The sequence below is a fragment of the Providencia sp. PROV175 genome (assembly GCF_032707045.1).
Taxonomy (GTDB): domain Bacteria; phylum Pseudomonadota; class Gammaproteobacteria; order Enterobacterales; family Enterobacteriaceae; genus Providencia; species Providencia hangzhouensis.
Map to the genome: position 1 here is coordinate 3,919,381 of NZ_CP120533.1, position 24,208 is coordinate 3,943,588.

General features: G+C 42.6%; 20 protein-coding genes. 10 read left to right on the forward strand and 10 right to left on the reverse strand.

Features of this window, described 5'->3' with window-relative positions; all coding sequences use genetic code 11:
• The first annotated feature begins 8 nt into the window (after window positions 1-8).
• Both P3L44_RS17890 and P3L44_RS17895 read left to right on the forward strand, forming a co-directional pair.
• Window positions 9-872 carry an L-ribulose-5-phosphate 3-epimerase gene (locus tag P3L44_RS17890; RefSeq protein WP_272662705.1) on the forward strand — a complete coding sequence of 288 codons (864 nt, stop codon included), beginning with the start codon at window positions 9-11 and terminating at the stop codon, window positions 870-872.
• 11 nt (window positions 873-883) lie between these two features.
• Window positions 884-2,356 (forward strand): FGGY-family carbohydrate kinase, encoded by a 1,473-nt coding sequence (locus tag P3L44_RS17895; RefSeq protein WP_272662707.1) that lies wholly within the window; start codon window positions 884-886, stop codon window positions 2,354-2,356.
• 60 nt (window positions 2,357-2,416) lie between these two features.
• On the opposite strand, the gene P3L44_RS17900 is transcribed toward P3L44_RS17895, so the two are convergent.
• The gene (locus P3L44_RS17900) at window positions 2,417-3,763 is read right to left on the reverse strand and encodes a phosphoethanolamine transferase (protein ID WP_272662709.1); all 1,347 of its coding nucleotides are present in this window, start codon (window positions 3,761-3,763) and stop codon (window positions 2,417-2,419) included.
• 483 nt (window positions 3,764-4,246) lie between these two features.
• On the opposite strand from P3L44_RS17900, the gene P3L44_RS17905 reads away from it, so the two are divergent.
• The 4 genes from P3L44_RS17905 to P3L44_RS17920 are packed head-to-tail and all read left to right on the forward strand — an operon-like array spanning window position 4,247 to window position 8,277.
• Window positions 4,247-4,996 (forward strand): sugar phosphate isomerase/epimerase family protein, encoded by a 750-nt coding sequence (locus tag P3L44_RS17905; RefSeq protein ID WP_140171745.1) that lies wholly within the window; start codon window positions 4,247-4,249, stop codon window positions 4,994-4,996.
• 21 nt (window positions 4,997-5,017) lie between these two features.
• Complete coding sequence (locus tag P3L44_RS17910) at window positions 5,018-5,998, forward strand: sugar kinase (protein ID WP_110731640.1); 981 nt, start codon at window positions 5,018-5,020, stop codon at window positions 5,996-5,998.
• A gap of 13 nt (window positions 5,999-6,011) precedes the next feature.
• Window positions 6,012-7,292: an MFS transporter gene (locus P3L44_RS17915; protein ID WP_272662711.1), complete on the forward strand. Its 1,281-nt coding sequence runs from the start codon at window positions 6,012-6,014 to the stop codon at window positions 7,290-7,292.
• A gap of 10 nt (window positions 7,293-7,302) precedes the next feature.
• Window positions 7,303-8,277 carry an NAD(P)-dependent oxidoreductase gene (locus P3L44_RS17920; RefSeq protein ID WP_140171747.1) on the forward strand — a complete coding sequence of 325 codons (975 nt, stop codon included), beginning with the start codon at window positions 7,303-7,305 and terminating at the stop codon, window positions 8,275-8,277.
• Window positions 8,278-8,328: 51 nt separating this feature from the next.
• On the opposite strand, the gene P3L44_RS17925 is transcribed toward P3L44_RS17920, so the two are convergent.
• The 3 genes from P3L44_RS17925 to dsdC all read right to left on the reverse strand — a co-directional run bounded on the left by P3L44_RS17925 (window position 8,329) and on the right by dsdC (window position 10,976).
• The gene (locus P3L44_RS17925; RefSeq protein ID WP_272662713.1) at window positions 8,329-8,796 is read right to left on the reverse strand and encodes a hypothetical protein; all 468 of its coding nucleotides are present in this window, start codon (window positions 8,794-8,796) and stop codon (window positions 8,329-8,331) included.
• Between the two features lie 124 nt (window positions 8,797-8,920).
• Entirely contained in the window at window positions 8,921-9,961 is a 1,041-nt protein-coding gene (locus P3L44_RS17930) for a LacI family DNA-binding transcriptional regulator (protein WP_094961590.1), read from the reverse strand.
• A 43-nt stretch (window positions 9,962-10,004) separates the two neighbouring features.
• The gene (dsdC, locus tag P3L44_RS17935; protein ID WP_164565563.1) at window positions 10,005-10,976 is read right to left on the reverse strand and encodes a DNA-binding transcriptional regulator DsdC; all 972 of its coding nucleotides are present in this window, start codon (window positions 10,974-10,976) and stop codon (window positions 10,005-10,007) included.
• A 217-nt stretch (window positions 10,977-11,193) separates the two neighbouring features.
• Between dsdC and dsdX the strand changes: the two genes are divergently transcribed.
• Window positions 11,194-12,531 carry a D-serine transporter DsdX gene (dsdX, locus tag P3L44_RS17940; protein WP_164565564.1) on the forward strand — a complete coding sequence of 446 codons (1,338 nt, stop codon included), beginning with the start codon at window positions 11,194-11,196 and terminating at the stop codon, window positions 12,529-12,531.
• A gap of 12 nt (window positions 12,532-12,543) precedes the next feature.
• Complete coding sequence (dsdA, locus tag P3L44_RS17945; RefSeq protein ID WP_272662716.1) at window positions 12,544-13,878, forward strand: D-serine ammonia-lyase; 1,335 nt, start codon at window positions 12,544-12,546, stop codon at window positions 13,876-13,878.
• A 69-nt stretch (window positions 13,879-13,947) separates the two neighbouring features.
• Here the strand turns inward: dsdA and P3L44_RS17950 are convergent, their stop codons facing one another.
• From P3L44_RS17950 to P3L44_RS17975, 6 genes are read right to left on the reverse strand one after another with little or no spacing between them, the layout of a single operon-like run.
• Window positions 13,948-15,009 (reverse strand): osmoprotectant NAGGN system M42 family peptidase, encoded by a 1,062-nt coding sequence (locus P3L44_RS17950; protein WP_036958059.1) that lies wholly within the window; start codon window positions 15,007-15,009, stop codon window positions 13,948-13,950.
• Between the two features lie 4 nt (window positions 15,010-15,013).
• Window positions 15,014-15,784 carry a FadR/GntR family transcriptional regulator gene (locus P3L44_RS17955; protein ID WP_004259240.1) on the reverse strand — a complete coding sequence of 257 codons (771 nt, stop codon included), beginning with the start codon at window positions 15,782-15,784 and terminating at the stop codon, window positions 15,014-15,016.
• 30 nt (window positions 15,785-15,814) lie between these two features.
• Entirely contained in the window at window positions 15,815-16,618 is an 804-nt protein-coding gene (locus tag P3L44_RS17960; protein WP_140171752.1) for an ABC transporter ATP-binding protein, read from the reverse strand.
• Between the two features lie 8 nt (window positions 16,619-16,626).
• Window positions 16,627-18,432, reverse strand: coding sequence for a dipeptide/oligopeptide/nickel ABC transporter permease/ATP-binding protein (locus P3L44_RS17965; RefSeq protein WP_272662718.1), 1,806 nt, complete (start codon window positions 18,430-18,432; stop codon window positions 16,627-16,629).
• Complete coding sequence (locus tag P3L44_RS17970) at window positions 18,429-19,376, reverse strand: ABC transporter permease (RefSeq protein WP_272662720.1); 948 nt, start codon at window positions 19,374-19,376, stop codon at window positions 18,429-18,431. The genes P3L44_RS17965 and P3L44_RS17970 overlap by 4 nt, the downstream gene beginning before the upstream one ends.
• A 51-nt stretch (window positions 19,377-19,427) precedes the next feature.
• Entirely contained in the window at window positions 19,428-20,987 is a 1,560-nt protein-coding gene (locus P3L44_RS17975) for an ABC transporter substrate-binding protein (RefSeq protein WP_136134282.1), read from the reverse strand.
• Between the two features lie 163 nt (window positions 20,988-21,150).
• Here P3L44_RS17975 and P3L44_RS17980 point away from each other — a divergent pair, with 163 nt between their 5' ends.
• Window positions 21,151-21,813 carry a DUF1028 domain-containing protein gene (locus tag P3L44_RS17980; RefSeq protein ID WP_140171755.1) on the forward strand — a complete coding sequence of 221 codons (663 nt, stop codon included), beginning with the start codon at window positions 21,151-21,153 and terminating at the stop codon, window positions 21,811-21,813.
• A gap of 918 nt (window positions 21,814-22,731) precedes the next feature.
• Entirely contained in the window at window positions 22,732-24,150 is a 1,419-nt protein-coding gene (locus tag P3L44_RS17985) for an NAD(P)/FAD-dependent oxidoreductase (protein ID WP_004259261.1), read from the forward strand.
• Window positions 24,151-24,208 lie beyond the last annotated feature (58 nt).

Genomic DNA, 24,208 nt, shown 5'->3' on the forward strand with positions numbered 1-24,208 from the left:
GGAAAACCATGCGCAAGCATCCAATTGGTATTTATGAAAAAGCATTACCGAAAAACAGCAGTTGGTTAGAAAAATTAGTTATCGCAAAATCTGCGGGTTACGATTTTGTGGAAATGTCAGTAGATGAAACTGACGAGCGTTTAGCTCGGTTAGACTGGAGCACCGCAGAACGCCTGGAAGTGGTTAGAGCCATTCAAGAAACAGGCATTCGCATTCCAAGTATGTGTTTATCCGGCCATCGCCGCTTTCCTTTCGGTAGCCATGATGAAGGCACTCGCATGATGGCCTATACCTTAATGGAAAAAGCCATTAAGCTCGCTCAAGACTTAGGTATTCGTACTATACAGCTTGCGGGTTATGACGTTTACTATGAAGAGCAAGATGCCGAAACGATTGCTAATTTCGAAAAAGGCATGCAATGGGTCAGTGAAATTGCAGCCGCTTCTCAAGTGATGTGTGCAGTGGAAATCATGGATACGCCTTTTATGAATTCCATTAGCAAATGGCAAACGCTTTCCGATAAGATTCGCTCACCTTGGTTCAGTGTGTATCCTGATGTCGGTAACTTAACCGCGTGGGGTAATGATGTCGAAAAAGAATTCACCCAAGGAATTGAACACGTCGCAGCGATTCACTTAAAAGATACGTATGCAGTGACCGAAACCTGCAAAGGCCAATTTCGTGATGTGCCTTTCGGCGAAGGCTGCGTAGATTTTGTTAATTTATTCAAATTATTAAAACGTTTAAATTACCGCGGTTCCTTCCTGATTGAGATGTGGACAGAAAAAGCCGATGAGCCGCTGATTGAAATTATCAAAGCCCGTCATTGGATGGAAGACAAAATGCAACAAGCAGGCTGGTACAACGCCTAAAGGAGCCGATAATGAATGCATTTTTTATGGGTGTTGACCTTGGTGGTACCGTCATTAAAGCGGGTATCTACACCGCAGAAGGCCAAGAAATTACCGTTGCTGAACATTCTTTTCCCACTGAGAGTCCACAAGCAGGTTTTAGTGAACGCAATATGGAGATGCTGTGGGAAGCGGCTTGCAGTGTGATTCGCCAAGCGATTCAAAATAGCCAACTCAGTCCCGCCCAAATTTCCGGTGTCAGCTTTTCTTCTCACGGCAAAGGGCTGTACTTACTCAATAGCCAAGGAAAACCGGTTAGGAATGGGATTGTGTCATCTGATTCACGCGCTCAATCTATTGTTGATGAATGGCACCAAGACGGCACCGCGGATAAAGCTTATCCATTGAGTTTACAGCAATTATGGGCTTCTCATCCTGTGGCGCTGTTACGTTGGTTAAAACAACACGAGCCCGATAATTATCGCGATACTCAACATGTTTTGATGGTCCACGATTACATTCGCTACCGTCTAACCGACCAAATTGCCTGCGAAGAAACCAATATTTCTGGCAGCCAATTATTTAACCAAACCCTGTCGAGTTATGACCCTAAATTATGCCAACTATTTGGTATTGATGAGGCAAATGACAAACTAGCACCGGTGATTAATTCGGCTCAACTTGCAGGAACGGTAACCCACAAAGCCGCTGCTGAGTCTGGACTTGTAGAAGGAACCCCTGTATTTGGTGGCTTCTTTGACGTGGTGGGTGCAGCGTTGGCGTCAGGGGTGAGCCAAAAAGATAAACTCAGCGCCGTAGCCGGAACTTGGACCATTTCAACCCGTGTCTTCGATGAAATTGTGCCTTCAGATTACCCATACGTATGGAGTAAATACTGTATTCCAGGTACCTATTTTGTCCACGAAGGCAGCCCGACTTCCGCCAGTAACCTCGCGTGGTTCACTCGTCACTTCTTCAATCAACGTTTGCAAGATTATAACGTACTGAATCACTGTGTGGCTGAAGGGGCAACACGGCCAAATGATATTCTGTTTTTTCCTTGGCTGTACGGTTCTAACTACCACAGTAATTTGCATGGTGGTCTACTCGGTTTGAGCTCACACCATACGGATGCTGATATTGTTTATGCTATCTATCAAGGAATTGTGTTTTCACATTTGCTACATCAAGACCGTATTGTTGGCCTTGATAACACAACAGAATCTATTCGTTTCACGGGTGGCCCAACACAGTCACCACTGTGGATGCAAATGTTCTGTGATGCCAGTAACTTGCCGTTAGATGTCGTCAATGTACAGCAATCAGGTTGCCAAGCCGCTGCACTTTGTGCCGCAGTCGGAACAGGTTACTATTCAGGTTTTGATGTCGCTATTGCGGCAAGCACACCCAAAATCACGACTTACCAACCAAACGCCGTTGGGTATCAACAGTTACGTGATAAATTTGCCCGCTTTAAAGCAGTTGCAGATGCATTGAGTCAATAACTTGTTGAATAAAAATAAAGGCAGAACTGATAGCTCGGTTCTGCCTTATTTTTTGACATATTAATTGTCAGCGACAACTTTGGTATTAACTGTGGCTGGTGATAATACGGTATCCTGCGGCAAGCTATCGTACTTCACAAACTCGTCCCGTGGGAAAACAAAGACATCGATATCTTTTTCAGGTGTGATAGTCTCCGCCACGATACTTTTCGCTGGGGAGGTTAGGTTAGTTTCTACTCCTAACCACGACGCGAAGTAATCAAATAAATTCCACTCACTTAACATTTCATCGCGAAATTCACGTTTAGTATCATCCGAATTGATGACTACTAATGGGACTTGATATGCCCCTTTCACGAGTTGACCATGGCGTAAGTATAGATTTCCGTCTTTGATATACCCTTTATACTCTGCTTCCAGTGCTTTTACGTGCTGCTTATTGGCTTTGACTAGCCCTTGCCCATGGTCAGAAAAATATAAAATGGAGAACGGGTAATCCCCATTTTTATTATTTTCTTGCAAGATACTATAAATATCGCCAATAAAATCATCACTCAGTTTAATCGCTGAAACATAACAGTTCGCTATACTTCCCCAGCCAGTATCAAATTGCTCAGGGTTAATGTTGTAATTATTTTTAACGAGTTCGCAAGCTCCTTTCGGCCAACCATCATGGTGAGGCCCCCACATATGAACAAAAATGACTTTTTCTTTCTCTGACGGGTTATTTAACGCAGCTTTAAAGGCAGGTAACATTTTAAAATCATTGGTGAGTTTATTCACACTGTCATCAACGACAAACTTTTCTTGCACGAAAAGGTTTTCAAAACCAGGCTTGCTGTCTCTAACCGGTAAAAAATAATTCGCCTTTAGAAAATAATTTGTAAAGCCAATTTCATCATCACCAAAACTGCCATTATTACCGATATAATAAGTTTCATAACCCGCTTTGTTGGCTAAATCAACAACTGAATTATTATTGTAATACGGCTTTTCATGGTGCTGTGTGATCGTCTTTAAATCATTTTTCGCTAAAGCTCGCGTTAAGGTCGGTACCGTATTGGATGCCGCACTAATAAAATTATTGAAAAAACGCCCATTTACCGATGAAAGAAACGGTGTATTTTCTAATGGGTAGCCATAAGTATTCATATAATTCTTATTGGTACTTTCACCAATAATGACAACTTTTATCTTATATTTATCATCGTTTTTTTTAGTAATTTGAATATCACTAGCCGTATTCACGCCATAGCAAATATCTGCATTGCTTTTTGCTGCTTGAATTAACTCAGGTGTACAGGCTTTTTTATAGACGCCGGCACTTTCATTGGTATTTGCTTGAGCCCATGAAACGCTAGCTAACAGAAGCACACTATAAAGTGTGGTTAATTTCATTACTTTCATACTCAGAGCCTCATCTTCGTAACTTATTATATTTATGAGTTGCTGTGGTGTAGCCAGGGTAGAGTTTGTGAAATAATGTAGCATTGCACTAAAATTTCACACCTTAATTAATATATTGAAATATTATTTCATTAAAAGACGAAGAAGACGAAATTGAGATACAACTAACAATAATTAATTATGAAGAATCACGCATTTACTAGGCATATTTTCATGCTAGCTGTATATCAAGAAAGATAAAAAATTAGTAATCAACTAGTTATATACCATAAATTCATTTATCAGAATGAATAATAAGCGTTACACCCATTACATATAGAGTTGTGATAAAGATCTGCAATTAAACATTAATCGCCATTTGATTAGTGATACAGCTCTAATTTTGCTCTTTCCTCACTAGAAAGCATTATGGAACCGGTTCCATAATACATTATTCGCAATGACAAATGGGCAAAATACCCTTTAATCAGACAGAGGAAAGTCATGAGCAAACACATTATTGTTGTCACTGCGGCCTATGGGGCGCAAACCGTAAAACAATTAGGCGGCCAACAAGCCTTATTCGAAATGATTCAAAACAGCCATGCAGATGGCGTGGAGATCCGCCAAGAGCTTTTGCTGCCGAATGATAGCCTGACGGATATTGCTGATAAGCTACAAGCAAGGCAACTAAAAGCTGTCTATTCTATTCCTGATACCCTATTTCAACAACGAGCTCCTATCGCAATCACCAAATTACAAGGCTATTTCGAAGATGCCAAACAACTCAATGCACGCTTTTTAAAACTATCACTTGGTGAGCTACCTGAGTGCTATGACTTATCCGAAGTTATTGGTGTCACCAATCAATACACCACCCAATTAGTGATTGAGAACGACCAAACAGAAGCCGGTGGTCATATTGCGCCTCTTGAACGCTTTTTTGCTGATGTCAAAACCCAGAATATGCCCATAAAAATGGCGTTTGATATGGCGAACTGGCATTGGCATCAGGAAGATCCGCTAAAAGCTGCACATATTTTTTCCCCTCAAGTCGCTTACATTCACGTTAAAGCCTGCCAATTACGTGACAATAAACGTGTTGCAGTGGCACTTGATGACAGCGATGGCACTTGGAAAGAAGTGCTAAACGCCCTACCGAATGACGCTCCTTGTGGTATCGAGTTTCCACTCGAAGGCGATGATTTACATGCAGTCACTGAACACTATGTTTCTCTGTTAAAGACTTTCTAGGTTAGAGGGAGAGTTAATTTAATGAAAAATCAATTAGATGTAGTTACTCTTGGCGAAGCCATGATGATGTTCGTCGCCACGCAAACAGGAAAATTGCATGAGGTCGAAAACTTTGTTCGCCGTGCTGCAGGAGCAGAGCTCAACGTTGCTGTTGGCCTTTCACGCCTTGGGTTAAGAACAGGATGGATAAGCCGCTTAGGTAATGACTCTTTCGGGCGTTTTATCCAAGCCACATTAGATAATGAACATGTGGATACTCAATGTGTTACGGTAGACTCTCATTACCCAACAGGCTTTCAACTTAAATCTAAAGCTGAAAATGGAACCGATCCCATCGTGGAGTATTTCCGTCAAGGCTCTGCGGCAAGCCATTTAGATTTAACCGATTTTAATGAAAATTATTTCTTATCCGCACGCCATTTGCATTTAAGTGGTGTGGCAGCCGCGCTTTCACCCACCAGCTACCAACTGTCACTGTATGCCGCGAAATGGATGCGAAATGCAGGTAAAACACTATCATTTGACCCAAACTTGCGCCCTTCTCTATGGAAGAGTGAAACAGAAATGGTGAAACAGCTCAACCAACTCGCGTTTCAAGCTAATTGGGTTTTACCTGGCTTAAAAGAAGGCAAAATTCTGACAGGTTTCGACCAACCCGAGTCTATTGCTGATTTTTATCTCGCTCACGGTGTTGAAGCCGTTGTGATTAAAACCGGAGAACACGGCGCATATTATAAAACAGCGGATAACCAGCAGGGCATATCTCCTGCCGTTCATGTTAAACACGTCATTGATACCGTTGGAGCTGGCGATGGCTTTGCCGTTGGCGTCATTAGCGCCTTACTTGAAGGCTTAACATTACCGCAAGCTGTTGCAAGAGGTAATTTTGTTGGAGCAAGAGCCATTCAAGTTATAGGTGATAGTGAAGGTTTACCAACCCAAGCGCAACTGCAGCATGAAATGGCATTACTCTACGTAGCCACCACTAAAGCGGTATGTTAAAAGGAAATCGATTATGACAATGAATACTCCAGCAATGTCACGTTGGTGGCGCATCATGCCAATCGTGTTTATCACCTATAGCCTTGCTTATTTGGATAGAGCAAACTACAGCTTTGCCGCCGCTGCAGGTATCAACGCTGACTTAGGCATTACCAAAGGGATGTCGTCACTACTCGGCTCATTATTTTTCCTTGGCTATTTCTTTTTCCAAATACCAGGCGCTATCTACGCGGAAAAGCGCAGTGTCCGCAAACTGATTTTTGCCTGTATTTTTCTCTGGGGAATGTTTGCCAGCTTAACGGGAATGGTCAGTAATATCCCAATGCTAGTGATTATTCGCTTTAGTTTGGGTGTCGTTGAAGCCGCCGTGATGCCAGCGATGCTCATCTATATCAGTAACTGGTTCACTCAATCAGAACGCTCACGCGCCAATACCTTTTTAATTTTAGGTAACCCAGTCACGGTGTTGTGGATGTCCGTGCTATCCGGTTATCTCATTCAAGCGTTCGGTTGGCGTGAAATGTTTATCATTGAAGGGGTTCCAGCGATTTTGTGGGCTTTTTTCTGGTGGAGAACAGCACGTGATAAACCAAGCCAAGTGAATTGGCTAAGCCAGACTGAAAAAGAGACATTAGATAAAATTCTCAGTGACGAACAGAAAAACATCAAACCTGTCCGTAACTACCGTGAAGCTTTTAAATCACGTAACGTGATTTTACTGTGCGCCCAGTATTTTTGCTGGAGCATCGGTGTGTATGGCTTCGTACTGTGGCTGCCATCTATTATTCGTGGAGCATCTAACCTTGGGATGGTAGAAACAGGCTGGCTTTCTGCCGTTCCTTACCTTGCGGCAACCTTAGCGATGATCCTCGTATCATGGGCATCTGACCGTATGCATAACCGCAAACTATTCGTTTGGCCAATGCTTTTACTCGGTGCGATTTGCTTCCTCGGTTCGTACTTACTCGGTAGCACGAATTTTTGGTTCTCTTATACCTTATTAGTGATTGCGGGTGCAGCAATGTACGCCCCATATGGGCCCTTCTTCGCTATCATTCCTGAAATGTTGCCAAAGAACGTTGCAGGTGGTGCAATGGCATTAATCAATAGTATGGGCGCATTAGGTTCATTCTTTGGTTCATGGTTTGTTGGCTATTTAAATGGAGCAACAGGTAGCCCAAGTGCTTCGTATATGTTTATGGGACTCGCATTATTAGCCTCGGTTTTCTTTACCTTGATAGTCAAACCAAACCAAGAACAAAACAGTGATGTTGTCATCACGAAGCATGCTTAAAAGGGATACTATGAAACAGAATATTATTTTATATAAATCCATTCCTACGGATCAACTTGAACGGCTACAGCAACACTTTAATGTTACTGTATTTGATAGCGTTACACCTGAAAATCTCGCTAGCTTTAAACAAGCGTTATCCCGCGCTGACGGCATTATCGGGGCCAGCTATCCTATCACGGCAGATGACATTGCCAATGCTCCGAATTTGAAAGCGGCATCGACCATTTCCGTTGGTGTCGATCAATTTGATATTGATGCAATGAATGCTAGAAAGATTGCATTAATGCATACACCTAATGTATTAACCGAAACCACCGCCGATACCATTTTTACGTTAGTGCTTTGCAGTGCACGCCGCATTATCGAAATGGCTGAGATGGTCAAAAATGGCCAATGGACTCAAAGTATTGGTGAAGATGCATATGGCAGTAATGTGAATGGGAAAACTATCGGTATTTTAGGCATGGGCCGCATTGGCTATGCCGTTGCCAAACGCGCTTATTTAGGCTTCGGGATGCCAGTTCTCTATTACAATAACCATATCCACCCCGATGCAGAAACCCAACTTAAGGCACGTCGTTGTGACCTCGATACGTTGCTGGCAGAATCGGATTTTGTCTGTGTCGTGCTGCCATTATCAGCGTCAACCGAAAAGTTGATCGGTAAAAATGAGTTGGCAAAAATGAAACCCAGTGCATTTTTGATCAACGGTTCAAGAGGCCGTATCGTCGATGAAGCCGCCCTGATCGATGCATTAGAAAGTGGCACAATTCGCGGGGCGGGTTTAGATGTGTTTGAGGTGGAGCCGCTTCCAAGCAACTCTAAGCTACTCACGCTGCCAAATGTGGTTGCTCTGCCGCATATCGGTTCCGCCACCCATGAAACCCGTTATGCTATGGTCGAATGTGCCGTTGATAACCTAATAGCGGCTTTAAAAGGTGACCTAAGCCAAAACTGTGTTAACCCTGAAACAGCAAAATAACTCAGAACCTAAAGAACCCTAATTTGTTAGGGTTCTTTGCCTATTTACCCATCAATGCGCATGAGCGCGTCCCGGGCGAGCAACATTGCTTCGTTCACACTCGGTCAAAAATTGGATAGAATTCAGTTTACTGGTTGATGGTGCTAAATAATATAATCCAACGGTTTTTTGACTGGGTGAGTAAATCTCCAACATGCCATTGACATCAGAATAATAATCACCTTTATTTATCACGATGTTAAAATCTTTTATTTTCTCAACGCGTCGCTGCTCTGTACTTTTCACTAGCGGATAACTCATATACTCATAGCCAACAAAATCAACAATATTGACCTGACCATTATTGAAAAAGACTTGTACCTTACTTGCCCCTGTTGGAAAGGTAAATTTGCCGTTACGTTCTAATGTGATGTGATTATAGCTTTGGTCAACTTGGCAGGTATATTCTTTGATGCCGCTTCTGGTGCTACACCCCGCTAGAACAATGCTAGCTAGCAATAATATCCCTATCTTTTTCATATGTTCCCTATGCCCTCAAAATGGTTATAACATAATCTGCATATCAGTATACATGCAACAAACCTTAAGCCAAATTGAGAAATAGTAACGAAATTTTAAGAACCGAATAACTTAGCCCCAAAGACTACAATGTCGTCGATTTTCGGATCAGCAATTCCCCATTAAATAAATATTGCATTGGTGGCTTATCTGGGTTTTCAAGTTTTTCCAATAAGCACTCCACCGCTTTATGCCCCATTTCCGCTGTCGGTTGAGACACTGAGGTTACCCCTTGCCCAGCCAATGCCGCCCATTCGAGGTTATCGAAACTCAAAAAGCCAATATCCGTTCCCCAACGTAACCCTTGTTTATTCATGACATACGCCAGCTGCAAGGTCAGTACGCCATTAGCGGCAACAATCACTTTGCGCATACCACGATGTGCAGTACAAAAATCGGCAACAATGGCCTCTAATTTTGCAGGGTCAGGCAAGGTCACTTCATGAAATTCGCTTTGGATATGTTGATGGCTCTGCGATAACGCTTGAAAGGTCTGTAAGCGCTCTTGGCGTGCGCTGTTATACACAATGGGCTCAGTCACGAAGCAAATCGCTTCAAACCCTTGTTCAATCAGATGATTAAAGGCCATTTGTGCAGAAGCGGGGTTATCTAGCCCCACCATGTCACTGGGAAAATTGTCGATTTTTCTATCTAACAAGACGAAAGGTAGGGTGGTTTCTTTCAGCACTTCAATGAATTGTTCGTTAACACCCGCTGAATTTATGATAAGCCCATCAACGCGGTAACCTTTTAGCAATTGAATAAATTGGCATTCACGCTCAATGCTGTTATCTGCATTGCAAACCACGGTCATGAAACCTTGTTTGATTGACTCGGCTTCTACCCCTTTTAATACTTCAACAGAGAATGGATTACCAATATCGGCAATAATCAAGCCAATCAAGCCTGTCCGCCCATGTTTCAAGCTGCGCGCCATTTGGTTTGGGCGATAGTTTAATTCACGAATGGCGCTTTCAATGCGTTGACGTAAATTATCAGAAAGCAAATGAAATTCACCATTCAAATAACGTGAGATACTGGTTTTCCCTGCCTGAGCTTTGGCAGCGACATCTTTGATCGTGGCAACTTTTTGCGTTTTCGGGGCCATAGCTTCAGGTTTTTCCATTCTCTAGAAACATCACCAAGAGGTTATCTTACTCGAATAAGCATCATTTTACTTGTGGTATTGCGTTAACTTGCTGTTTTAACCATTGAATAAAAATATCCGCCTTCGGGTTTCGTTTATCATTTAGCATCGCAAAATAGTGGCGCTGTTGGCACTTCAGCGAAATATCACCAAATGGCATTACCAGTTCTTGGCGCTTTAAGCGTTTTTCAACTAATTGTTTACGTCCCATCGCCACACCGGCATGGTTCATTGCGGCAACAATCGCTAAATCAGAGCGATCAAAGCATAGGTTTCGGCGATGAGGAAACAAGGTTAATTGGTAATGTTCACTCCACGCCTTCCATTCATCATAATCAGAGTTACTGCTCCAAGCTTGTCTATCATGTAGCAAAGTACAATTTTTCAATTGATGAATATTATTAAGCAAATCATGTTGTTTAGCATATTGCGGACTACAGACCGGAACAATTGACTCTGACATTAAATCTTCACAATATAAATTGGGCCGAGTAATATCATCATAATAAATAGCAATATCAATGCCATAGCCACGAAAGTTAACGTCATCGTTGCCCGTTAATAGATTTAACTGAATTGAGGGATATTGGTTAGCAAAATCCGCAATTTTGGGAATTAACCAACACTGGGCGATGGATGGTCGTGAATACACCGTAAGTTCACCCGAGATTTCTTGGTTCTTGATATCAATAATTTCTTGGTTAATATCATCCAAATTTTTGCGTAGTGCCCAATAAATTCGCTCACCATCAATCGTCAGCTCAATACGCCGATGAAAACGCTCAAATAATTTAAAACCTAACTCCCCTTCTAACGTATTAATTCGGTGGCTAACTGCACTGGGTGTTAATGCCAGCTCCTCTGCCGCTAATGCAAAAGAGCTATGCCGTGCTGCTGCTTCAAAGGTATGTAGGCGCGATAGCTGATAACTTGATAGCCGTTTATTCCATTGAATAAATCCAGATTGCTCAAATTGATTGAAATTTTCTGACATCAACGCCTCCAATAAAAACAACGATACTCAATGATTTCTACAATACCCTTTTTAAGATGAATTTAGATGACCCAAAGACGCTATCCTCCGTTTTATATGACTAATATCACACCTTTGAGTTAATTTGATTCATCTAAAGCTCGTGTTTCATCGTTTGTCACCACTGAATATTTATTATCCAATAGAAAAACAATAACAAGATGATCAGAGGTAGGATATGGACTCTACAATGTGGATGATTGGTACTTTAGTTATCAGTATTTTACTAATCATCGTTTCAATTATTAAATTTAAGTTTCATCCCTTTTTAGCACTTTTACTCGCCAGCTTCTTTGTTGGTATCTCCATGCAAATGAATCCATTGGAGATGGTCAACGCTATCGAAAATGGCATTGGGGGTACACTTGGTTTCTTAGCTGCCATTATCGGGCTAGGAACTATTCTTGGAAAAATGATGGAAATCTCCGGGGCAGCAGAGCGAATTGGAGTGACATTACAAAAAAGCCGTTGGTTGACTCCCGATGTCACCATGGTACTCATTGGGTTAATCTGCGGTATCACCCTGTTTGTTGAGGTCGGTGTGGTGTTACTGATCCCGCTCGCATTTTCCATTGCCAAAAGAACCAATACTTCATTATTAAAGTTAGCGATCCCATTGTGTACTGCGCTGATGGCCGTCCATTGCATCGTACCGCCACACCCTGCAGCTCTATTTGTCACAAATGAATTAGGTGCTGATATTGGTACGGTGATTGTTGCAGGGCTAGCCGTAGGCCTAGTCGCGTCATTAGTCGGCGGGCCACTTTTCCTCAAATTCTTAGGTAATCGCTTACCGTTTAAAACCGTGCCAGAAGCGTTCTCAGATCTTGAGGTACGTGAAGAAAAAGACTTACCTTCTTTAGGTGCCACACTGTTCACGGTGTTATTGCCAATTGCCCTCATGTTAATCAAGACAGCCGCTGACTTGAACATGAGCAAAGATAGCCAGTTATTTACCTTCTTACAGTTTATTGGTAACCCAATAACCGCTATGTTTATTGCTGCTTTTGTCGCTTATTACATGTTAGGGATAAGACGTAACATGGGTATGAGCGTATTACTCAGCAAAACCGAAGAGAGTTTTAGCTCAATCGCTAATATTTTATTGATTATCGGTGCGGGCGGGGCATTTAACGGTATCTTAAAAGGCAGTGGACTGAGCGATTCCTTAGCGATGGTGTTATCTGGTATTGATATGCACCCAATTTTACTGGCTTGGCTAGTCGCCATTATTCTTCATGCCGCTGTCGGTTCTGCCACCGTTGCGATGATGGGTGCAACGGCGATTGTGGCTCCGCTAATGCCAATGTACCCACACATTAGCCCAGAAATCATGACATTAGCCATTGGCTCAGGCGCAATTGGCTGCACTATCGTCACTGATTCATTGTTCTGGTTAGTCAAACAGTACTGTAATGCGACTTTAGCCGAAACATTCCGTTTTTATAGTGTCGCCACGTTGATTGCGTCTTTCGTCGCGCTGGCCGGGACTTTTGCACTTTCATTTGTGATTTAAAAGAGAGTAATTATGACTCAGATAAATGTTGATAAGTTAATTGCTGACTACCCTTTAGTTCAGGACTTAATCGATTTAAAGCAAATTGCGTGGTTCAACCCAAAGGTCACGACGACCCAAGCGGGTTTGCCTTATGTCGGGCTAACCATTGAAGATGTTCAAGATGCAGAAGCGCGCTTAACCCGCTTTGCGCCTTATTTGATGAAAGCGTTTCCAGAAACTCAAGCGACACAAGGGATTATTGAATCTGAAGTTATCGATATTCCCAACATGCAGGCCGCGCTGGAAAAACGGTATCAAACGCCAATAACAGGGAAAATGTTACTGAAAAAAGATAGCCACCTGCCAATTTCAGGGTCAATCAAAGCCCGCGGTGGCATCTATGAGGTTTTAACCCATGCAGAAAAATTGGCTTTAGAAGCTGGTTTATTATCAACAGATGATAATTACAAAATTTTATTCTCAGAACAATTTCGTCAATTCTTTAGCCAATACCGCATCGCGGTGGGCTCAACCGGTAACCTTGGCATGTCCATCGGTATTATGAGCGCTAAACTTGGCTTTAGCGTCAGCGTGCATATGTCCGCAGATGCCAGACAATGGAAAAAAGACAAATTGCGTTCACATGGTGTGAATGTTGTGGAATATGAGCAAGATTACAGCATCGCCGTTGAACAAGGCCGTAAAGAAGCAGAAAAAGACCCAAACTGCTTTTTTATTGATGATGAAAACTCCACAACCCTATTTCTTGGCTATGCCGTCGCAGGCCTTCGCCTAAAAAAACAATTTGTAGAACAAGGGATTACAGTGGATAACGACCACCCGCTATTTGTCTATTTACCTTGTGGTGTTGGTGGTGGCCCCGGTGGCGTTGCTTTCGGGTTAAAACTCGCCTTTGGGGATGCCGCCCATTGCTTATTTGCAGAACCAACGCATTCACCTTGCATGTTGTTAGGAGTACATACCGGGTTACATGATGGCGTGTCAGTTCAAGAGATTCGTATCGATAATATCACTGCCGCTGATGGCCTTGCCGTTGGCCGCGCATCCGGTTTTGTGGGGCGCGCGATGGAGCGGTTGATTGATGGTTATTACACTATCGATGATAGCGAAATGTATAACCTGTTAGGCTTACTCAACCAGACCGAATCTATTAAATTAGAGCCTTCGGCCTTGGCGGGTATGACTGGCTGTGTGCATGTCACGCAAAACACAGATTATTTGCAATCCAAATCACTCACGCCTAAGCAACTGGCCAACGCAACACATCTGGTATGGGCAACAGGTGGCGGTATGGTGCCCGCAGATGAGATGCAAAAATATTTATCACAAGCCAATCTAAGTTAACAATTAACATGTTCAAAGCCCTCCTCACGTTAAATGATATGAGGGCTTTTTACCATCAGCCGCAAATTATTAGTTTTGCAATGATTGCCCCGGTAATGGGACTAAATCACTTTCAATATAGCGTCTCACTAAAGTCGCGAGCGCGACTAATGAGTCCAAATGAGTCCTTTCCCAACCGTGGGAGCTATCTAGTGCGAAACATGCTAAAGCCGCACGAATATCCCATCCTGCATCAATTGCTGCAGCACTATCCGAACGATAGTGTTTAAACGTATCGCGGACGTGAGGAATGTCATACTGCTGGCATAATTGTAATAAATGCCGCGTAATTGCTAAATCAAACGGGCCGGTTCTGTCGCGAAAAGCTAAAGTGAGTGCGTCATCCCGTGTAGTTTGGTCAGGGGCAGAAACAGAGTTATCAATCGCTAATAATTCTTGAACCTGCGGACCAAAACCGTGGGTGCCTCCGATACCGACCTCTTCTGAAATCGTGAACATCATTTGGCAAGATACCGCTGGCACAATACCGTCATCCACCAGTGATTTTAATGCGGCTAACATCACTGCACATCCGGCTTTATCATCCAAATGACGCGATACAATAAAACCGTTATCAATGAATTCGGGTTGAGCATCCACTGCAACAATATCACCGACGTTTAAGCCATGGGATTGCAAATCAGCAAAGTTATAACAGGGGGCATCAAGGCGAATTTCTAAATTATCCCAATCGGCTACTTGGGTATCTACCTCAGTATTAAAACGGTGCCCTGAGGCTTTTAATGGCAAAATTGTCCCACGATATTGGTGATCATCACTAAATACTGTCACCCTTGCACCTTCCGCAAAACGGGCTGCCCATGTGCCTGTATTACGCAGTGCCAAACGCCCATTCGGTTTGAGTTGTGTCACCATCGCCCCTAATGTATCAAGGTGTGCGGCCAATGCACGTTTAGGTTCTTCAGAACCGAGTGTGATATAGAGCACCCCGCGGCGTGTGTATTTTGGTGTAAACCCCAACTCCGACAACCATTGGTGAGTTTGCGCAACGGCTTGTTCAGTCATCCCTACAGGGCTAGGTGTGCATAATAATGTTTTTAATACAGAGGTCAGATATACTTTATCTATCATTATATTACCTATCTTCACTTAAGAAACGTTCTTGTAATGTGGCTTGTAGCGCTAACATGGCTTGTTCTGCATAAGCCATATGTGCTTCCATTACCGATTGAACTTTAGCGGCATCTTTACGGCGTAAAGCCTCGATTAATTGATATTGGTATTCGATGCCTTGACGCCTGTCGACAGGCTCAGGTTTTAAATAAATGTCCTGACAAACGGCTAAGTCTTTGAGTAAGCGTTGTAAAAAATGGCAGATAAACACTAATAAAACGTTATCGGAATAGCTGGCGACCACCGCATGAAAATCCAGTTCTGCCATTCGTTGCTGCCAGCGTTCATTTTCATCTACGGGCTCATGGTCATAAATGGCGATGGTATCGTACAGCTTTTGAATTCCTGCGTTATCGATATTATCAATGGCACTGACTGCTACCACCGGTTCTAATAATTTACGTAACGTATAAATATCCTTGATTGATATATCCCGCGTAAATAAATAGTTCGATAACAAACTCATCGCTCGCGCTTCAGTCATTGAATCAATAAACGCGCCACCACCAGGCCCAGTTTTTGTTTTAATTAACCCTTGAACTTCCAATGACTTTAATGCTTCTCTCACAGTGCTTTTGCTAGCGTTATAATGTTCAATTAACTCTTTTTCTTGTGGCAAACGGTCACCGGGTATGAGGTTATTGGCCATAATGGTTTCTTTTATCGCATTGACGATTTCATCAGTACGTTTAATACGCACTGACTCTATCGTCATTGGCTTATTGGTGCTCATATTAGCTTCTCAACTGGTTTAAATAAGTTTCTAATCGACTGAATCAACACGAATTCGTGGGGCACTTGCCAATAAATTTCGCGTATATTCATGCTCCGGTGCGGCAAATAAGCTGCGGGTATCTCGACATTCTAGCAAATCCCCTAAATAGAGTACGGCAACTCTATCTGCAATCGACTCCACTACCGCCAAATCATGGCTAATAAATAAATACGATAATGAAAACTGTTGTTTAAGTTGTTCTAATAACAATAAAACTTGCGCTTGTACCGAAACATCCAGCGCACTAACGGGTTCATCAAGTACCAATATTCGTGCATCCGCAGCTAATGCTCTCGCAATCGCTAACCGCTGTGCCTGCCCTCCTGAAAACTCATGAGGATAGCAAGCTAAAGCGTCGATTGGCATATTGACGGCTTCGAGTAATTCCGCCAAACGCTTCGCTCTTTGTGATGTGTTCATGTGCTTTAAGTATTTCAATGGAACCGTTAATGTCTCGCCTATCGTTTTACGGGGGTTCAAAGATGCAACCGGGTCTTGAAAAACGTACTGAATGGCTTGCCCAAATGAACGTGAACCATGTTGCAGCCATTCGGCACGAGTTTGCCCTAATACCGTGATTTCCCCCGAGGTTTCACGCTCCAACCCAACTAAAATACGCGCTAAGGTACTTTTTCCAGAGCCACTCTCCCCTACAACAGCAAGGGTTTCACCTTTATAGAGCGATAATGAAATATTTTTTAGTGCGTGAACTTGGCGTCCACGAGGGTGAAATAGGCTTCTTGGCTGCCCAAAGGTTTTCACCAACTGATTAACTTCAATCACTTTTTTCATTAAACCTCCTATGCCGATGTTAAATCATTACCATTGGGCTGATGACCATAAAGTTGTTGGACTTGTTTTAAAAATCCGCGCCCTTCCCCTAATTTAGGGACACTGGCGATCAGGCGTTGTGTGTAAGGATGCTGAGGCTGGCGTAATACCGTTTGTGTCTCCCCTGTTTCAACTATCTCACCTTGCTGCATGACGGCAACACGGTCGCAAATTTGGTTAATAACCGCGAAATCATGGGTAATAAATAAGAGTGCAACACCGCGTTCACGGCGTAGTTGGTTGAGTAACTCTAAAATACGCGCCTGCACCGTAACATCTAATGCGGTGGTCGGCTCGTCGGCAATAATCAACACAGGATCATTAGCCAATGCCATCGCTATCCCTACCCGCTGGCGCTGCCCGCCCGAAAGCTCATGGGGGTAGGCATCAAAACGCTCCTGCGCATCTGGGATCCCAACGCTATCCAATAATTCAATGGCTTTATTTTTCGCCTCATAGAATGACAACGATTGGTGAGCAGTAATGGCCTCACGCAATTGCACACCTATGGTAAATTGCGGATGGAGTGTCGTCAGCGGGTCTTGGAAAATATAGGATACCTTCGCACCGCGACGGCGCTGCATAACAGATAACGGTAATGACAACATTTCTTCATGTTCTACATAAATACCACCAGCGGTAACCAACGCAGGAGGCGATGCAAGCAACCCCATTACCGATAAAGCCGTAACACTCTTACCCGAACCGCTTTCTCCAATTAGCCCTAAACATTCCCCCGCACCAACGGTAAAACTGATCCCTTTTACCGTTGGGCGTAATTGATTTCCTTGGCGAAAAGCGACCGACAAGTCTTTGACTTCTAATACCACTTGTTCGCCTCCCGTTTTCGCAGGAATATTAACTCTGTCAGTCTGTGTCATCGGTTGTGATCGCTGTAAGGCTCCTGATTTTAACCGGGGATCAAGAATGTCACGCACGCCATCCCCTAACAGGTTAAAACTAATCACAATAAGAAAGATCATAATACCGGGTACCAATGCCACATGAGGAGCAACAAACATTTGTGCGCGCCCTTGCCCTAGCATTGAACCTAAATCTGCATTCGGTGGTTGAGTACCTAGCCCTAAAAATGACAAGCCTGCCGTCTCTAAGATCATCCAGCCAATGGTCGTTGACATGGTAACCACAATGATTGGCAAGACATTCGGTAACACTTCCGTTAATAGGACTTGTAGGTGGTTTTTACCTGACAACCTTGCAGCTTGAATAAAGTCTCTATCACGTAACCCCACCGTTAACCCACGAATATTCCTAGCAAAAAAGGGAATATTCACTAATGCGATAGCATACAACGCATTGAGTAGCCCTGGCCCAAGTACCGCTACAATCGCTAAGGCTAATAAAATGTATGGAAATGCCATTAGCATATCAATACAACGCATCAATAATGTATCAGTACGATGGCCTATATACCCAGCTACCAAGCCAATTAGGGTGCCGAATATTGCCGCAATTAGTGTTGCGGAAATACCGACCAATAGGGATACTCGCGTTCCCCACAGCAATCGAGACAAAATATCTCGCCCTAAATGGTCAGTACCTAATAAATGGCCAGATGAAAAAGCGGGAAGTAGCCGATTAACTAAATCTGTTTCATCAGGATTAGCAAGAGGTAGCCAAGGCGCTAAAAATGCCAAGAGCATAATGATAGATAACGTAAATAAGCCCAAAGTTGCTAAACGGTTCGCCAGTAATAATGAGCCAATCGATTGGCGATGACGATGCTGAATAACAGGGGTCACTGACTGGCTCATGATTTCAACCTCGGGTCTAACATGGCTTGCGCAACATCCGCAAGTAAATTGATAAAGACATAGGACGCTGCTGCAATCAATACGCCCCCTTGAACTAAAAACAAGTCACGGGTTACCACAGCCTTCACTAACATGGCGCCTAGCCCCGGCCACTGAAAAACGGTTTCAATGTACACCGCACCACCAAAAACAAAGCCCGCTTGGATACCAATGACTGGGATAACGGAAACCAGTGCCATGCGAAATGCATGGCGAAAAATCACTTTGTGTTCGCTCAAACCTTTTGCTCTTGCGGTGCGAATAAAATCAAGCCGCAATACTTCTAACATTGCTGTACGCGTCAGGCGCGCTATCACCCCTGTTGCGACTAATGAAAGCGTCACTGCGGGTAAAACAAGGTGATGCAATAAATCGCTCAGGCCACCGCCTTGCCAAATATCGTACATTCCTGATGCCGGAAACCATTGTAATTGAACAGAAAAAAGCATAATCATCAATAAGCCGATCCAAAAAGATGGCATTGAGATACCCAATAAAACAGCAAGTGTAATAAATCGGTCACTCCAACTGAATTGGCGAATGGCGGAAAGGACTCCGGCCAGTAACCCTAAAACTGAACTCAGTAACAACGCACTTCCGCCCAAAATTAATGTGGCAGAAAATCGCTCTAAAACTTCATCAACGACAGGCCGGTTAAGAACAAATGAACGGCCAAAGTCACCCGAAATTAAATTATGCATCCAAATAAAATATTGCTGATATAACGGCTTATCCAACCCAAGCTCTGTTTTTACTCTAGCCACATTTTCAGGAGTCGCCCAAGGGCCAAGCAGCGCTTGAGCAGGGTCTCCAGGGATCATTGCCATGATAAAAAAGACAATTAACGTCAAACCAATCAGTATGGGTATGGTCGCTAAAATGCGTTTCAAACAGTATAACCACATAGTTTTTCCCCATAAAATCAAAAGATTAATTGAATATTTAATTCACATTAATCAATCTTTACGAACGTCTTTAAGTAATAAGTTAAAGTTAGGCTGCAATTTGAAATGTTTAACATGCTCATTAGCGACCGCATTTTGCTTCCAATTCGCCACAAATAACCAAGGGGCATCTTGATGAACAATTTTTTGTACTTGCCGATATAACTGGGCGCGCTCCTCGAGATTATTGGTGACTCGAGCTTTGTCTAATAACCTATCGAGCTGCTTGTTACTGTAATAACCAGAATTGAACCCGCCTTTATCCGGCCAAGAAGCGCTATGTAAGGTTAAAAAGGGTAAAGTATCTGGGTCATTCGTCATCCACGCCATTTCGGCCATATGCGCTTGTTTTAGACCTGCATTGACCTTTGATAGGTAAGTATTCCATTCAAAGGTTTGAATTTCGACAGATAGCCCAACCGCTTTCAGGTCTGCTTGAATGGCTGTCGCCATGGGGATCGGGTCTAGCATCCCTGAGCCCCCTTCCGTGACATAAAAAATAACTTTTTGCCCTTGAGCCCCTGCTTCTGCTATTAATTGACGTGCTTTTTCAGGGTCATAAGGATAAGCCTTGGTTTCTGCATCAAATGCCCAATCAAATGCCGATGGGATGGGCCCTTGTGCTACCCCCGCAGAGTCCTGAAGAATGTATTTCACAATATTGTCTTTATTTACCGCATAGTTAACGGCTTGCCTCACACGCACATCATCAAACGGTGGCTGAGACGCATTGAGCATGGCATACCAAACATGAGGCCCTACGGCTTCATAAACATAAAAGCGGTTGTCATTAACAAATAATGGGACGTTATCAGCAGGGACTTCCACCATGGCATCAATTCCCCCCGATAACATTTCGGCTACCCGAGTATTGGCGTCAGTGATAGGCCGAAAAACAACATGTTTTAAACTGGGTTTACCATCCCAATAGTCTTCATTAGCGGATACGACCACCCTTTGGTTTGCGGTCCACTCATCAAACTTGAAGGGACCTGTTCCGCTGGGGTGCCGGCTAAAGTCTTTGTCATATTTCTTTACTGCTGTGGGTGAAACAATCAGCCCTGCAGGTGTCGCTAAGTTCGATAAAAACGGGGCAAACGGTTCTTTTAAGGCAAACACCACCGTTTTATCATCTGGAGTTTCTATCTTGTCTATTGCAGAAAAGAAAAATGATAATGGGAATGGCCCTGTATGGTAGTACGGGTGCTGGTTATCCAACATTCGCTCAAATGTGAATTTAACTGCATCCGCATTGAATGGGCTACCATCGTGAAATTTTATATTCTCGCGTAAATGGAAAGTATATGTCAGGCCATCATCACTAACAGACCATGATTGGGCTAAAGCAGGTTCAAGCGTTAATGTACCGTCCGCATTGCGAACTAACCCTTCGTACAAGTTAACCAAAATTCGAGAATCATTCGCAGCGGTTGCCACTTGTGGGTCTAATGACTGCGGCTCAGCAACTTGCCCTAATAATAAGACATCAGGATGGTTCACCGCCAATGTCGGTAGCGAAATAAAGCATAAAAGCCAAAAACTGGCTATCCACCTACATAAACGCATTTTCATTTGCTTCCCCCTGAGTGCTGACATTGCTATATGATTGTGAAATGTGATTTGTGTCAATTTTGTTAATAATTTTACCTTTTTCTTTATTTATGATGATAAATTATATTTCAAGCAAGAATTTATAATGATAAATTTGATCAAGGTCTAATTTATGAGGTGTAAAATGACATTTTCAATTGTGGCGCGCTGCCCATTGACAGGAAAAATAGGTGCAGCGACGGCAACGGGTGGCCCTGCGGTTGGTGCATTGGTCTTACATGGCAAAAGCCAAACGGGGGCAATCGCAACTCAAGCAATGACCAACCCCATTGCTGGCTTAACAGGTATTGAATATTTGCAGCAATGCCATAATGCGAATAAAAGCTTAGATCATCTGGTTAAGGAAGATATTGACTGTGAACGGCGACAATTAATTATTATGGATAACTATGGTGATACAGCTGATTGGACAGGTCAATATTGCTTACCTTGGTGTGGAAGTCTATCGGAACCCAACTTAGCCATTGCTGGAAATATGTTAGTAGGTGAACAGGTTCTAAGCGCTATTTATCAAAGCTATCATAAAAATGCTCATCAAGATCTGGCTGATCGATTACTCATTGCCATGCAAGCCGGTGCCGATGAAGGTGGTGATTATCGAGGCATCCGCTCCGCTGCATTAAAAGTATGGAATGACCGGCAATACGCAGACATTGATATTCGCTGCGATTGGTCAGAAGCACCGCTATCAGCGCTTGAAACCATCCTTCAACAGGTTCGCTCCGAGGATTATGCTAATTTTTTCGCACAAATTCCCACAGGAAATGAACATATCACTAATAATTGAACCTATCATGGTGCATATCGACTAATAAAGTAAAATAACTGAATGATATGTACCTAAAATAAAAAGAGTCATCTGTTAAATGACTATTAACCGCATGAATCGCTCTGTATTTTTTATCATTAAAGCCAGTTTAGCTTATTATTCAATTTATCATTCATTACTTAATCTTAATTATTCACTCTTGTCATACGTCCTATTACTTTTTACTATTCGTTGCCATCAGAAAATAAGTGGTTATTTTTAACAACATTAAAAATAATGAAAAACATCTATTGCTTTAAATTTATCTAATTCTATCTCATAAATGATTACGATAATTAACCTTAATAAAGACTAGGTTATTTATTTTTGTTTAGATACTTCACCACAGAAAAAAAATAACATTTATTATCAACTTGTTATACACCAACTCCCCAGCTAACCTAGTGGACAATATTTATGCAACCTAACCAATCAATATTAAATACGTTTAAATACTGCAAGCCTTAACAAATGGATGATTAATAATCAAATGAACAAAAATAGCTCAAAAAGTACATTTAAAACTCATTTATATATTAATTTCCCAATTTTAGAACTTAAGGGATATTCAGAATTTTCATCTATGGTGAAATATTAATCTCCCTCTTTGCCCCCCTCATCAATTATTGCCTTTAAGCTAAATTTTCATATTTACACCTGTACACTTTTAATGACATTAACATTAAAAAAATATTAATTCTTATATCTCTAAAATAAAGTAATCACCTACAAAGCCTTTACAGCACTGAGTAGATCAATTTACGTCGCATTTCATTTCAATGACCTTTATTAACAAATACTACCGCCACTTAACAATTACAAAATATATGATAAGATCATTATCTCAATTTGAAATTATTTACTATATAAAAAACAAGATTGTTATTGAGGTTATAGATGAAAATCTCGAGAAGAAAGCTATTATTAGGGGTTGGTGCTGCTGGTGTTCTAGCAGGAGGTGCTGCGGTTGTTCCTATGATCAATCGTGAAGGTCGTTTTGAATCGACTAAATCACGCGTACCCGCTGTTGCTGGTACAGAGGGCAAATTACCAGAGTCTGCGGATGCAGTCATCATCGGTGCTGGCCTTCAAGGGATCATGACCGCAATTAACCTTGCAGAGAAAGGTCTTAATGTTGTTATCTGTGAAAAAGGTGTTGTGGGCGGTGAGCAATCAGGCCGTGCATATAGCCAAATCATCAGCTACAAAACCTCTCCAGCTATTTTCCCTTTACACCACTATGGGAAAATTCAATGGCTCGGTATGAACGAAAAAATCGGTGCTGATACCAGCTACCGTGTTCAAGGCCGCGTTGAAGTGCCTTCAAGCGAAGAAGATTTAGAAATTTCAAGAGCGTGGATTAAGTCTGCATCTGAAAACCCAGGTTTTGATACGCCTTTACGTACCCGTATGATTGAAGGTACTGAACTGGCTAATCGTCTGGTTGATGCGCAAACCCCATGGAAAATTGGTGGTTTTGAAGAAGACTCTGGTAGCCTTGACCCAGAAGTTGTTACGCCAACGATGGCAAACTACGCTAAATCAATCGGTATTCGCATCTACACTAATTGTGCAGTACGTGGTATTGAAACTGCAGGCGGCAAAATTTCTGATGTTGTCACTGAAAAAGGTGCAATCAAAACGTCTCGTGTTGTTCTGACGGGGGGTATTTGGTCGCGTCTGTTCATGGGTAACTTAGGTATTGACGTTCCAACACTAAACGTTTATCTGTCACAACAGCGTATTACTGGCGTACCAGGTGCACCAAAAGGTAACGTACACTTACCTAACGGTATTCACTTCCGTGAACAAGCTGATGGGACTTATGCTGTTGCACCACGTATCTTTACCAGCTCTATTGTTAAAGACAGCTTCCTGTTAGGCCCAAGATTCCTACATGTATTAGGTGGCGGTGAATTACCATTAGAATTCTCTCTTGGTAAAGACTTATTCAACTCCTTCATGATGGCAACATCTTGGAATTTAGACGAGAAGACACCATTCGAAGAGTTCCGTACGGCAACAAATACACCAAACAATGAACACTTAGATGGCGTTCTAGAAAGACTGAGAAAAGAGTTCCCAGTATTTAAAGAGTCTAAAGTGGTTGAGCGTTGGGGTGGTACTGTTGCACCAACGGATGATGAAATTCCAATTATTTCAACCATCGAGCAGTATCCAGGTCTGGTCATCAACACCGCTACAGGCTGGGGTATGACAGAAAGCCCTGCATCTGGTCGATTAACGGCAGAATTGTTAATGGGTGAAACACCATTTATCGACCCTACGCCGTATAAACTTTCTCGTTTTAACTAAAAAACGGGAAAAATAACGATTTTTACTGTGGATCTATTAGCGAATAGTTTAAAGTTAA